The 12,768-nt window shown below is 39.0% G+C and carries 8 protein-coding genes and 4 tRNA genes; 5 read left to right on the top strand and 7 right to left on the bottom strand.

The annotated features are described in order from the left end of the window. Positions 1 to 500 precede the first annotated feature (500 nt). Complete coding sequence (locus C9J12_RS08920) at positions 501 to 1,907, top strand: hypothetical protein (protein ID WP_146150080.1); 1,407 nt, start codon at positions 501 to 503, stop codon at positions 1,905 to 1,907. 435 nt (positions 1,908 to 2,342) lie between these two features. Beyond that, complete coding sequence (locus tag C9J12_RS08915; protein ID WP_170111738.1) at positions 2,343 to 3,329, top strand: helix-turn-helix domain-containing protein; 987 nt, start codon at positions 2,343 to 2,345, stop codon at positions 3,327 to 3,329. Positions 3,330 to 3,521: 192 nt separating this feature from the next. Here C9J12_RS08915 and C9J12_RS08910 read toward each other — a convergent pair. The 4 genes from C9J12_RS08910 to C9J12_RS08895 all read right to left on the bottom strand — a co-directional run bounded on the left by C9J12_RS08910 (position 3,522) and on the right by C9J12_RS08895 (position 3,960). Beyond that, a tRNA-Gly gene (locus C9J12_RS08910) sits at positions 3,522 to 3,596 on the bottom strand. Between the two features lie 49 nt (positions 3,597 to 3,645). Beyond that, positions 3,646 to 3,730: transfer RNA gene (locus tag C9J12_RS08905), tRNA-Tyr, on the bottom strand. A gap of 18 nt (positions 3,731 to 3,748) precedes the next feature. After that, positions 3,749 to 3,824: transfer RNA gene (locus C9J12_RS08900), tRNA-Thr, on the bottom strand. Positions 3,825 to 3,869: 45 nt separating this feature from the next. Then, positions 3,870 to 3,960, bottom strand: a tRNA-Ser gene (locus tag C9J12_RS08895). Between the two features lie 311 nt (positions 3,961 to 4,271). On the opposite strand from C9J12_RS08895, the gene C9J12_RS08890 reads away from it, so the two are divergent. Together C9J12_RS08890 and C9J12_RS08885 are read left to right on the top strand one after the other, a co-directional pair. Further along, a complete protein-coding gene (locus C9J12_RS08890; RefSeq protein ID WP_107242381.1) occupies positions 4,272 to 5,189 on the top strand; it encodes a M14 family metallopeptidase in 918 nt (305 codons plus the stop codon). 223 nt (positions 5,190 to 5,412) lie between these two features. Then, on the top strand, positions 5,413 to 6,423 hold the full coding sequence (locus C9J12_RS08885; protein WP_107242380.1) for a manganese-dependent inorganic pyrophosphatase: 1,011 nt from the start codon (positions 5,413 to 5,415) through the stop codon (positions 6,421 to 6,423). Between the two features lie 142 nt (positions 6,424 to 6,565). On the opposite strand, the gene C9J12_RS08880 is transcribed toward C9J12_RS08885, so the two are convergent. Together C9J12_RS08880 and C9J12_RS08875 are read right to left on the bottom strand one after the other, a co-directional pair. Beyond that, a complete protein-coding gene (locus C9J12_RS08880; RefSeq protein WP_107242379.1) occupies positions 6,566 to 8,251 on the bottom strand; it encodes an NAD-dependent malic enzyme in 1,686 nt (561 codons plus the stop codon). An 85-nt stretch (positions 8,252 to 8,336) separates the two neighbouring features. Then, on the bottom strand, positions 8,337 to 9,521 hold the full coding sequence (locus C9J12_RS08875) for a dicarboxylate/amino acid:cation symporter (protein ID WP_107242378.1): 1,185 nt from the start codon (positions 9,519 to 9,521) through the stop codon (positions 8,337 to 8,339). Positions 9,522 to 9,907: 386 nt separating this feature from the next. Between C9J12_RS08875 and C9J12_RS08870 the strand changes: the two genes are divergently transcribed. Next, positions 9,908 to 10,807 (top strand): LysR substrate-binding domain-containing protein, encoded by a 900-nt coding sequence (locus C9J12_RS08870; RefSeq protein ID WP_107242377.1) that lies wholly within the window; start codon positions 9,908 to 9,910, stop codon positions 10,805 to 10,807. A gap of 140 nt (positions 10,808 to 10,947) precedes the next feature. Here C9J12_RS08870 and aspA read toward each other — a convergent pair whose 3' ends face one another. Next, positions 10,948 to 12,378: an aspartate ammonia-lyase gene (gene aspA, locus C9J12_RS08865; protein WP_107242376.1), complete on the bottom strand. Its 1,431-nt coding sequence runs from the start codon at positions 12,376 to 12,378 to the stop codon at positions 10,948 to 10,950. Between the last annotated feature and the right edge of the window lie 390 nt (positions 12,379 to 12,768).

The raw sequence follows: 12,768 nt of genomic DNA, 5'->3' as shown, positions 1-12,768 counted from the left end.
ATTTGGTTGTCTTTCTTACTCCACCATTAATTCTTAATGTTTGACTTGCGAATGTGTAAATTATTTTAATTATTTATCACAAATATTTTTTATTTTTATCCCATTTAACAAGATAATTAGCTCGTATTTAGAACTACCTTTACTTCCGACACTATCAATACTAATAGTTAAAATATTAAGGTTAATGATGCTCATTTAATTGCATATTTTGAGTTGATATTACAGGTCAAAACCTTTAATTAAGTGATGGTTTGGCACAAAATGACAGGATATTAACGCTTACATCTATATTATGCCCATATGTGTCAGTATGTATTCATATCTATCAAATTATAAGTTTGAAAAGATTGTAAAATAGATGTTTTAAATTTGCACTGGCGTGTTAGGTGTTGCTTTGTGGCCGCGTGACTCGCTCTATGTATTTGCAACTACAGCTTCAAACGATACTGTCCCTAAATATTCGAAAAGTTATTCTAAAAATAATAAAAGGTTAAATTTAAGTGAAAAATTATAAAACATGCATAATGTCATTTTTTATTTCCTCGACTCTTATTGCGTGCGGAGGTGGTGGCGGTAATAGTAAATCAGATGTCATTGTCGACGATACACAAGCGGTGTCATATGATTTTGAAAATATTGTAGAAGATTTCTTAAATTCAAATATTGAATATACGACATTATATAAGACTGATGGTTATTCTAGCGAGCTTGAAAAATTCTACGATAAGAGCAACAACACGATTGACTTCAAGATCCCAACAAATACAATAGCTAAAGGTGGTTGCAAAGCTGACCCATTAGCCCTTGATAATAGAAGTGTTAACCTGAATGGCGCTAGTTTCAATGTAGAGCCTATAGATGACAGTCGACGTTTAGTCAGCTTTACATCGTTACCAAAATCGTTTGTTAATACCGCTTTTGGTAAAAATATCTGTATATATAGTGATTTTTCTTACACCGGAAATTACATTGTCGGAACTTCTAACCAAAAGTTAGCTGATCTTAGCAAAGATGAAAGTGTATTTAAGTCAACAGATTTTTTCAAATTGTCAACAGTTAATCGATTATTAAATATCGATACTCAAACCACAGTCAAAGACGCAAAATTATTCCTTAAGCCATATGTTTCCTCCGAGCTAAACTATGCCGAACATGAGTTTATTGTAAATAAAAACGGCGAGGTGAAGACCTTTGACAGCATTACCGGGCAATATGTTGCGCTTCCTGATACAACGGGAGAAGAATGGCAATTCTACAGTGACAAATACATTGTTTCAAAACCACGTGGCGGCTCGGTCTCTGTTTATGATATTGCACTAAAACAACGAGTCAAAACCGCATCTATTTCAGCATTACAAAACCTTGAAACCAATCTGAATGATGTTGAAAAAACCACATTAAGCTATGGCATATGGTCAGGTTTTGATAATAGCAGTAACTATGGCATACCTTTCAAGCTTGTTTCTGAAAATTATGGTAGTTTGTCTAACTTATACTTATGGCATGACGGAAAGTGGGTAATATTAACCGATTTTTCCAATACAGCTTGGTATCAGTCGCTTAAGCTATCAATAAACGGTATCCAAGCAATAACAAAGAGCATTGATAGCAATATTTATTTAAACTCAAAAACTGATCAGTTTGTTGCTGCTAAAAATGTATCAGATAGCGGGTTCAATGTTGTGTCAGGAAAACAATCCAGTCCATTCAGTTCTACAACTATTCCTGACTTCGCCCATTATTTAAAGAATGTACATATTATCAATGGCAAAGTTGTCATTGAGACATCTGATGAAGTACTAAACAACGAGAATAAATCGTTCTACCTACTTGGTAGTGATAAGAAGCAAATTATTGGCAATACGGGAGAGAATATCATGATGATCAAATCCTCCTCTCAAAACTAATAATAATGAGTGATATTTAAGCCCGAAGTGAAATTATCGGGCTTAATTTAACTTGAATGAGTAAGATAACATGCGTTTATACAATATGAAAATTTAGAAGGTCATAAAATCATTAGTTCTTAACTTATTTAGAAAGCATTTAAGTTTTATTGGGTTTTAGATGTGATACATGTTTGATATTGGGTGTATGATAAGAATGACTAACCTTAAATTTTTATCATATTCTATCTAGAGAAGAGTATGATGATTATTCAATACTTTCAAAGTTAAATAAAACTTGAATATTATATATTTGTATGACATATTGCCATGGTATATTTGCTATGTGAAAAATGGGTTTTAAGTATAAATAATTAAAAATCGATATTTGGTAAGCACTCAAATATTATTGTTTGTTTTTAATTAATAATGCCAATAAATATAAATCGGATGACAATGACCAGTTCACTTTCAACACTACCTTTACATAACTCTTTGGCATTATTACCATTTTTAAATTATTATGAAAACTCCGGTTTTAGTCAAGCCGCGTTATTAAACGACTTCAATCTTACTATTCATCAGGTTAAAGCCAATTGTTATATTCCTACTATCTACGTTTACAAAATAGTCAATGAAATATCAGGCGTGCTTAATATTGAAAATATTGGTATAAAAGCGACAGTTTTAAATGATTATTCACACATACATCCGATTATTACAAGAAAAATGCTAAAAGCCGAAAGTTTTTTTGATATGTTCTTTTTTGTATCATCTAACCGAAATCTTCTGGGTTCTCATATCAACTTATGGTTAGAGCTTCATAAAGATATATTTTATATCTGCCACCAAAGAACTGCTTCTCTCAAAATACAAGGCTTGTCGCAAGGTGAATACCATAGAACAATGCTAATAATTAGTTTACTTAGACGTTTTCTCGGTGATGATTGGAAACCTGAAATATTGTATTTGGCATCTCACATAGCGCCTCCTCATGAAATAATAACCATGACAAAATCTGGAAAAGTCTTTAATAATTATAAGTATGGGTGTATACCCGTTGACGCTTATTTTGATGATATCGCAGAAAATGTAGCGATCAGTAATTTAATATCTCCAACAGATTCAGGGTCTCTCGATAGGCTTAGGCTTGCAATCAATACTTTTATTGAACATGAAGATTTTGATCTACCTTTTATATCTGATATTTTTGGATGCTCAAAAAGAAGTATTCAAAGAATACTTAAATGTCATGGAACCACCTTTCAAGATATTATAATGCAGCAAAAAACTGCGTATGCCATTACATTACTCAATGATAATGTAAGAATAATTAATATAGCACAAAGACTAGGCTATAGTGATTCTTCAAATTTTACACGTGCATTTAAGAGACAAACGGGTTTATCACCATCTTTATTTCGCAGAGAAAGTTGTGACTAATAAAGAGAACATATGTCGAATGAATATTCACACAAAAAATAGTTTCCTTTATATACCATTATCCATTGGAATTTATTATCATTAGGCAAAGTTTAATTGTTGTATTGAAGATTTTGGAAAACAATGGGGTATTACACGAAAAAACACAATAAGTGTCTTTTCAATGTGTTGGAGTTTCAAGGCTAGAAATTTTGGAGCGTGCAGCGGGAATCGAACCCGCATCATCAGCTTGGAAGGCTGAGGTAATAGCCATTATACGATGCACGCAATTTGTTACTTATAAAGTTTATCACTTAGAAAGTAACAAAGTTGTAGATGGTGGAGGGGGAAGGATTCGAACCTTCGAAGGCAGAGCCGTCAGATTTACAATCTGATCCCTTTGGCCACTCGGGAACCCCTCCAGGGGTATTACTAATAAATGGTGCCGACTACCGGAGTCGAACTGGTGACCTACTGATTACAAGTCAGTTGCTCTACCTACTGAGCTAAGTCGGCACACTTTATTCTTTTTGTATTCACGCTTACGCCTAAATACGAATATGGCGGAGAGATAGGGATTTGAACCCTAGAAGGGCTATAAACCCTTGCCGGTTTTCAAGACCGGTGCTTTCGACCACTCAGCCATCTCTCCTGATGCGAAGAATAATAGTGAATACCGATTGTGTTGTAAACCCCTTACATTTCTAACCGGCTAATATGTAAACCATTTGGAGGTATTCGCAATTAAATCGCTCTGATTTGGTCAATTTATTTTAGTTAAGATTAAATAAGCATTCGTAAAGGATAAATTTTAAGCGATAGATTGGGTGGTTTAGGCCTTTATACCAAGCATCTTGAGGTATATATGAGTGGATTTGTCATTTTATTAAAGCAATTGCCTAAAACGACAAGGATGTTTATGCTCTTTAGCTGTTGTAAAAACGATTATAAAAAGGAAAAACAATGACTGGCTTAGTATATCCGATTGGTACTCCTGGAAAAAAATGGGAAGCAGAAGAAAAAGCGGCTTGGTTAGCAAACCAGACGATAGAGCGTTCTTACCTTGAGGAAGTGGTTACTAAACTTGAGCCCCTTAAAAAAAGCTTAGAACTGGTTCAATACGGTGCGCTTTCTTACGACGTCGAAAAATATCCACTTTATGCTGTTAAATCATTAGAGTGGGATCTGACTAAGCCGACAATTTTAGTCACAGGTGGCGTACATGGCTATGAGACAAGCGGCGTACACGGTGCAATTAAATTTCTAGAAACTGAAGTACAGAACTACAGCAGTACATTTAATATTGTTGTTGCGCCGTGTGTTAGCCCTTGGGGCTACGAAATTATTAATCGATGGAATCCAAACACTGTCGATCCTAATCGTTCGTTTTATAAAGATAGCCCTTCAGAAGAATCGGCTGCTTTAATGCAATTTGTAGCATCACTTGGTGTAAGTATTACGGCGCATATTGATTTACATGAAACGACCGATTCTGACGAGTCTGAATTTAGACCAGCACTGGCTGCTCGCAATGGTATCGAGTACGACGCTGATATTATTCCTGATGGTTTTTATTTAGTGGGTGATGCTGAAAACCCAATGGATGCGTTTCAAAAAGCCATTATTGAATCAGTAAGAAAAGTGACTCATATTGCTCCTGCAGATGCTGATGGCAACATCATTGGCGAGCCTATAACGCAAGAGGGTGTTATTAATTACGCAACCAAAGCGTTAGGGCTGTGTAGTGGTTTTACTGATTGTACGTATGCGACAACGACTGAAGTCTACCCTGATAGCCCATTGGTTAATGATGATGAGTGCAACAACGCACAAGTTGCTGCGATAACGGGTGCGCTTAATTATATTAAAAGTGTAATGTAGCCAGCTTCTCGTTATCTCGTTCATTTTTAATCTATAAAGGTCGCAAATTGCGGCCTTTTTTATAAGTAAAGAAACGTGATGTTGTTTTCAAAAGTAAAGTACTAATTCGTTTATAAACAAAGTATTGGATTCACTCTATATAACGAGCATTTGTTTCATTTAAATGTCATAAAAAGCGCATATATTCCATCTATTAAATTTAATGATAGTAATGGAATCAATCATGAAAATGAACAAACTGCTCGTGCTAATGGTACTGGCAAGTTCTAGTGCAACAGCATTTGAATTGTCTGCCCCTTCGCAAAATAGCACTGATAATTTAGTATGGACGGGACACCTAAGTCCAGATACAGATACGATGACGTCAGCAATACTTGCTGCTCATATTTATGGTGGTACGGCTGTTGTACCAGAAGCTATTAATCCTGAAAGCCAATTTGTCTTGGAATATTGCCAAGCAGTAGCACCAATACAGCTGAATGATTTTAGCCAGAAAGCCGTAGGCTTAGTCGATTTTAATCAAAAAACGCAACTGCATAAAAGCATAAATGAAAGCAGTATTGTTGCCATTATCGATCATCATGCGATTGGTGGTAAACCCGTTAATATGTCTCAAGTTGCTGCAATCGATATTCGAGCATGGGGTTCTGCTGCGACCATTTTGGCTGATCGCGCTGAAAGTTTAAATCTTCAATTACCAAAGTCTGTCGCTTGTACAACTCTAGCGGGTATTCTATCTGATACTGTTGTTTTCCAATCGTCTACGACTACTCAATATGATCATACTTACGCTGAAAAAATGGCATTGCAAGCTGGTATCAAAGATATAGAAGTGTTTGGTCAAAAAATGCTGGAAGCTAAATCTGACCTAAGCCATGTTAGCGCTGAAGATATCCTGACAATGGATTATAAAAACTTCGAATTTGGTGGTAAGAAAGTGGGTATTGGTGTTGCTGAAACATTAACTGCCCAGCAATTGCTTGATCGACGTGATGAGTTTGTTACTGCTATGAAATCACATAAAGAGGCTAATCAACTTGATCACCTCTTTTTCTCTGTAACCGACACAAAGAATAAGCGTGCTAATCTTTTGTGGATTGATGCCGCTGATTTGTCGGTAGCAAAATTAGCGTTCGACGGTGATGTTAAAGAAGGGTGGTTATCTCTTGATGGTGTTACGTCACGTAAGCGTCAGATTGGCCCTGCAATTCAACAAGCAATCGAAACTAAGTAAGGCTTATATCTATTAGTATCTTGGTATTAAAGAGGCCGCTGATTAAAATAGCAGCCTCTTTTTATTGGTTACAGTCCGAAATCAACTATCAAATGCATTCACGTTTTGTGTGTAAATTCTCTGCCCTAACATTAAGAGGCTCTTATAGCGCAGTACGCTTGTATTTTAAGTATTCCGGCTTCCAGAAATAACTTTCGATTTTTTCAAGTAATTGCTCTTCTGTACGTTGAGGCGCTTTATTTTGCTCAACAGCTTTTTTGGCCACGGCCAGAGCAATACAGTGAGAAACCTGATGGATATCTTTTAATGGGGGCAGCAAAGCACCATTGCCATTTTGAGCAAGCGGTGAACATTCGGCTAAAACACGGCTACTCTCCATCAGCATTTCATCCGTGACACGGGTCGCGCCGGATGCCAGAACACCAAGACCAATGCCAGGAAAAATATAACTGTTGTTACACTGGGCGATAGGATAGGTTTTGTCATTAAAAATAACAGGATCAAATGGGCTGCCTGTTGCGATCAGTGCATCACCTTCTGTCCAGCGAATAATGTCTGAAGGTGTTGCTTCAACGCGGCTGGTAGGGTTTGATAGCGGAAGCACAATTGGGCGCTTACAGTGGGCATGCATTTCCATGATCACCTCTTGGCTGAACAGGCCGGGAACACCGGAAACACCGATCAGGACTGTTGGCTTGCCATTGCTTACTACATCTAGCAGTGAAATGTTACCAGTCTCATTCCACTGACTGACGGTGGCAGTTTTCTGAGCTAACTTATGCTGGAAGTCTAGCAGGTTTTGCATGTTGTCGGTCAGTAGTCCCCAGCGGTCAACCATAAAGATACGCGCGCGCGCAGCACTGTCACTTAGCCCTTCGGCGATCATCTGCGCCACAATGGCCTCTGCAATCCCGCAACCTGCAGAACCAGCACCAACAAAGGTAATACGTTGTTCGGAAAGCTCGGAACCGGCGGCCTTGCAGGCGGCAAGTAAGCTGCCTACGGTAACAGCGGCTGTTCCTTGAATATCATCATTGAAGCAGCACACTTTATCTTTATAACGGTTGAGTAGAGGCATGGCATTTTTCTGAGCAAAATCTTCGAACTGAATTAATGCATTTGGCCAGCGGCTCTTTACGGCCTGAATAAATTCTTCTACAAAGTCATCATACTCCTGCCCAGTAATGCGTGGATGGCGCCATCCCATATACATAGGGTCTGATAAAAGTTGAGTATTATTGGTGCCAACATCCAATACGATTGGCAACGTGTTGGCAGGATTGATTCCACCACAAGCGGTATATAGTGCCAGTTTGCCGATAGGAATACCCATGCCGCCAATACCTTGGTCGCCCAGACCAAGAATACGTTCGCCATCGGTAATAACGATAATTTTCACATCCTGACGAGCTGCGTTGTTTAAGATGTCAACGATGTTGCCTTTATCGGGATAGCCAAGGAACAGACCACGGCCACGACGATAAATATTGGAAAATTGTTCGCAAGCAGCACCTACCGTCGGGGTATAAATGATTGGCATCATCTCTTCGATATGATTATCAATCAAACGATAGTAGAGAGTCTCGTTGGTGTCTTGAATATTGCGTAGGTAGATATGCTTATCCATATCATCATTGAAAGTTTGATATTGGCTGTATGCCCTTTCTTCCTGTTCGGTAATGGACTCGATTGCTGCTGGTAGCAGTCCCATCAGGCTGAAGTTTTGTCTCTCTTCCGGCGAAAATGCACTGCCTTTGTTGAGTAGGGCATTTTCTAGCAGAGTAGGGCCTGCATAAGGGAGGTATAACGTTTTATTATTTTCGTACATTTAACAGCTATCCTGTTTATCTTTAAAATAAGAGTTGCCTGAAACAACTCTTATTGTGATATTCAATGAATAAATTAAAGCTTGATTAGATTGTTTCTTCTACCAGCTCCAACCCTTCTTCTGCTTCTTGTGTCTCGCCAGACATCTTGTCAATCAACAGGGCAATCACGCCATCACCGGTCACATTACAGGCGGTACCAAAACTGTCTTGTGCTAAGTGAAGAACAATTTGCAGTGCAATCATTTCTTCGGTAAAGCCAAGCATTGAGCCAAGCAAGCCAACAGAAGCCATAACTGCACCACCTGGCGCACCCGGAGCCGCAACCATAGTGATACCTAACATGGCGATAAACGGTAGGGCTTCGAGCAGACTAGGAACAGAACCACCAGTCATGAGAATGACGGCCACAGCAACACTTGCGATACTGATCACCGAGCCTGACATGTGGATGTTGGCACACAATGGCACGACGAAATTGGCAATAGAATTTGATACGCCATTGCGTTTAGTTTGTTGCAACGTTACCGGAACGGTCGCGGCGGAGGACATAGTACCAACAGCGGTAAAATAGGCTGGCATCATGGTGCGCAGGATCTTTAACGGAGATTGCTGTATGACAATACCGGTGGTTACAAACTGGAAGGTCAACCAAACCCAGTGCATGACGACGACAGCAAGTAACACTAGGCTAAAGGTTTGCAAAGTGGCAAATACGGTGCCTTTTACTGTCATATCGGCAAATACACCAGCGATATAAAAAGGCAGTGCCGGAATTAATACTTTATTTAAAAACAGTTCAATGATATCACGGCCCTGATCACTGACTTTTTTCAGCTGATCAGCTCCGGTCGTGGATATACCCAGACCAAACATGAAGGCAATAGTCAACGCCGTCATTATGTTCATTAGTGGCGGGATCTGAAGTGCTAAGAATGGTGCAAGAGCGGCTTTGGCTTCGGGTAACTGGCCAGCACCATCGAGTAAAACAGGGAACAGGCTCTTTGCGACCAAGAACGCGAAAATACCGGCAGCTAACGTTGACATATAAGCAAGGCCAACTGTCTTACTCAATAATTTCCCAGAGTTTTTTGGCAGGCTTGCTATACCGCTGGTGACATAGAAGAGAATTAATAAGGGGATGGTAAATTTAATTAACTGGCTAACTAAATACTTTACAGTGATCAGACCTTGAATAAGTACATCTGGGGCAAACATACCCATCAGTATGCCTATTAATATTCCACACAATAATTTAACGATTAAGTTCATTCTATTGACCTTTAATTTATTAGGATACGAGTTTCTTATAATAATATGTTGACTTGTTTCTAATTTGGATCGAGAGGTTAATATTGAATCTGTTTTTATCACTCATTGCACTTGTTAATACAATGGTTGTGTTTTTCTTATAATGTTACAGATGGATATTATTATTATCTGTCATTCTTGGGAAATGCTGAAAAGAAAGGCTTGGTTATTAATAAGCATCAGACTAAATTTAAAGTATGCGATCCACTTAATAGACAAATGCTCATAACTAATTGATCCTTACTGCCACCGGCTAATGGCCTATAACTCTATATAAGCACTTGTTTTCATAGCGGGTGATTTTGGGATTATGACGGCAGTAGAATTTATAGTATTGAGGAAGATTAATGAAAAATATAGAAACAAAATGGCTACAAGATTTTCTTATTCTTGCTGAACTACAAAATTTTTCCCATGCAGCTACTGTCCGCAATGTTACTCAACCTGCATTTAGCCGACGAATAAAATCGCTTGAAGCAGAATTAGGTTTAGTCTTGATTGATCGCAGTAAATCACCTATCGAACTGACGTTGTGCGGGAAGCAGTTTAAAACCACGGCGCAATCTATTATTCATCAAATAGATGAAGAAGTTAGTCGTTTAGCAGGAAGCTCTTTTCATGGTAGGCATACTGTGCGGTTAAGCTCTGCACACTCCGTTGCTATCAGCTTGCTGCCTAAATTACATTCTTGTCTGTTTAACCAAAAATTGAATACAAGTTTATCTGTTGATGCCAATGAAGTTGATGACGCAGTTGAATTACTCATAGACGGAAAGTGCGACTTTTTATTCTCATTTTATGAAGATAGGCTGCAAGTTGCCCCGTATCGATCAATATATCTTGGCCGTAGTTTTTTGTATTGCGTTTCAGCTGTGGATGAAAGTGGAAATACGCTCTATGACCTGGCAAATAATGATGATGTCCCATGTCTGGATTATACTCCTGAGAGCTATATGGGAAGAGCGCTTCATCGAGCCAATGCCAAACTTACCCCTAATACGGTATGTTCATCTTCAATGACTGATTTTATTAAGGCTTTAGTTTTGCAAGGTAAAGGAATTAGTTGGCTTCCTGATTATGCAATAAAAGAAGAGTTAGCATCTGGCCAATTAAAAATACTCACTGAGAGAGAGCCTGTTCCATTAGATCTGTATGTTTATCGTTATTATTCTAAGCTGCACTCATCATGTGAAGCTATGTGGAACGAGTTAAGTAAAGTGAGCCCGATAAAAGAGTTGAATGGCTAATTAACAGGTGATGTTTAAACTTCCATCAAGCATGAAAGCGTTTATTTGGAATATATAGACTCAATGCAAGCTAAGGGAAAGAATTAATTAAAAGGGCTAGTATCTAGCCCTTTTATTGTTGGTGTTATTTCTAATCTATATTAGTTATATAGTTTTGCTTTGTATTCAGGGTGCATCAAGTTTTGCACGGAGAATATTTCGTCCAGGTGTTCTTCTGTTAGTAGCTTGCGTTCCAGTATCACTTCTTTAACACTTTTACCTGAATCAGCACAGATTTTACCGACAATATCACCTTCGTGGTGGCCAATAAACGGGTTCAGGTAGGTAACGATACCGATAGAGTTAAAGACGAAGCTTTCGCACACTTCTTTGTTTACGGTGATTCCTTTGATGCATTTGTCGGCAAGGTTAATACAAGCATTGTTCAGCAATTCAATGGATTCAAAAATAGCCTGACCGATCACCGGTTCCATCACATTGAGCTGTAGCTGACCGGCTTCAGCGGCAAATGTGACCGTCGTATCGTTGCCGATAACTTTAAAGCAAACCTGATTTACCACTTCAGGAATAACCGGGTTAACCTTGGCTGGCATAATCGAAGAGCCGGCCTGCATTTCAGGCAGGTTTAGTTCGTTAAGACCGGTTCGTGGGCCGGAAGAAAGCAGGCGCAGGTCATTACAGACCTTAGACAGTTTGACTGCCAGACGTTTTAGCGCAGCGTGAACGGTGATATAGGCACCACAGTCAGAAGTGGCTTCAATCAGATCTTCAGACGGTACACAGTCGAGTCCGGTTGCTTCGGCAAGGTATTTTACAGCCAGCTCCTGGTAACCCGCAGGTGCGTTAAGACCAGTACCGATAGCAGTAGCACCAAGGTTCACTTCCAGAAGTAGAGAGGCTGCATACTTCAGGTTTTTGATTTCTTCTTTTAGTAAGATGCTGAAAGCATGAAACTCCTGACCCACAGTCATTGGTACGGCGTCTTGCAGTTGGGTACGGCCCATTTTCAGGATGCCCTGGAACTCCTCGCTTTTTGCATCGAAGGCTGCTTGAAGATATTCGATTGAACCGATCATCTTGATGATGCTGTTATATACAGCAACACGGAATCCTGTTGGGTAGGCGCAGTTGGTCGACTGGCTCTTGTTCACATGATCGTTCGGGTTGATGATGTGGTACTTGCCCTTTTCGTGACCTTTCAGTTCCAGTGCAACATTGGCGATCACTTCATTGGCATTCATGTTGACGGAAGTACCGGCACCGCCTTGGTATACATCCGAGATAAACTGATCCATGCATTTGCCGGTATCGATGATCAAGTCGCAGGCTTCAATAATGTACTTGCCAACATCGCTAGGGATAGTGCCTAGTTCCATGTTTGCTCTGGCGGCTGCTTTTTTGGTAAAAACCATACCGCGAACAAACTCAGGTACATCTGAAATTGTCATCGATGAGATAGAAAAGTTCTCATAGGCGCGCAGAGAGTGGATCCCGTAATAAGCTGATGACGGAATTTCCAGTTCACCTAGTAGATCTTCTTCAATACGTACCTTATTAGAATTGTTGGTCATAGCCGTTACCTTTGATGATGAAAATACACCGACACAATGGTCTTTTCATCATCCAAAGTGAAATGCTTAAATGTATGTTACGATACTTTTATTGCATAAGGGGGTTATTTATTTAAATAGATCTGAAATTATAAATTATCCACTAGCTTATTAACTTCTTGGCCAGAGTTAATTATCACATAGTTATTTTTGTCACGTTGATTATCATCGAATTGGTTTGGTAATAATACAATTATATATGCTGCTTATTTTTTTTAGCTTCATTTCAATATCACGATCTGCGCCTTTGTTACTAAACCAAGGACGGCCATTATGAACAATACTGGTTAATAGAGGATTATCACAAAGCTTGAAAAAGTGGTGGGAGCCAAGTTGAGTCATTACCCAATG

Source organism: Photobacterium frigidiphilum (assembly GCF_003025615.1).
In the GTDB taxonomy this organism is placed as follows: Bacteria; Pseudomonadota; Gammaproteobacteria; order Enterobacterales; family Vibrionaceae; genus Photobacterium; species Photobacterium frigidiphilum.
The sequence above is the reverse complement of the archived record's forward strand: the minus strand, read 5'-3'. Positions and strand labels throughout refer to the sequence as shown.

What these genes read in the sequence shown, in the direction of transcription:
- C9J12_RS08890 (WP_107242381.1), top strand. Translation starts at nt 4,272, where the DNA reads ATGACTGGCTTAGTATATCCGATTGGTACTCCTGGAAAAAAATGGGAA.
- C9J12_RS08880 (WP_107242379.1), bottom strand. Translation starts at nt 8,251, where the DNA reads ATGTACGAAAATAATAAAACGTTATACCTCCCTTATGCAGGCCCTACT.
- aspA (WP_107242376.1), bottom strand. Translation starts at nt 12,378, where the DNA reads ATGACCAACAATTCTAATAAGGTACGTATTGAAGAAGATCTACTAGGT.
- C9J12_RS08875 (WP_107242378.1), bottom strand. Translation starts at nt 9,521, where the DNA reads ATGAACTTAATCGTTAAATTATTGTGTGGAATATTAATAGGCATACTG.
- C9J12_RS08915 (WP_170111738.1), top strand. Translation starts at nt 2,343, where the DNA reads ATGACCAGTTCACTTTCAACACTACCTTTACATAACTCTTTGGCATTA.
- C9J12_RS08870 (WP_107242377.1), top strand. Translation starts at nt 9,908, where the DNA reads ATGAAAAATATAGAAACAAAATGGCTACAAGATTTTCTTATTCTTGCT.
- C9J12_RS08885 (WP_107242380.1), top strand. Translation starts at nt 5,413, where the DNA reads ATGAAAATGAACAAACTGCTCGTGCTAATGGTACTGGCAAGTTCTAGT.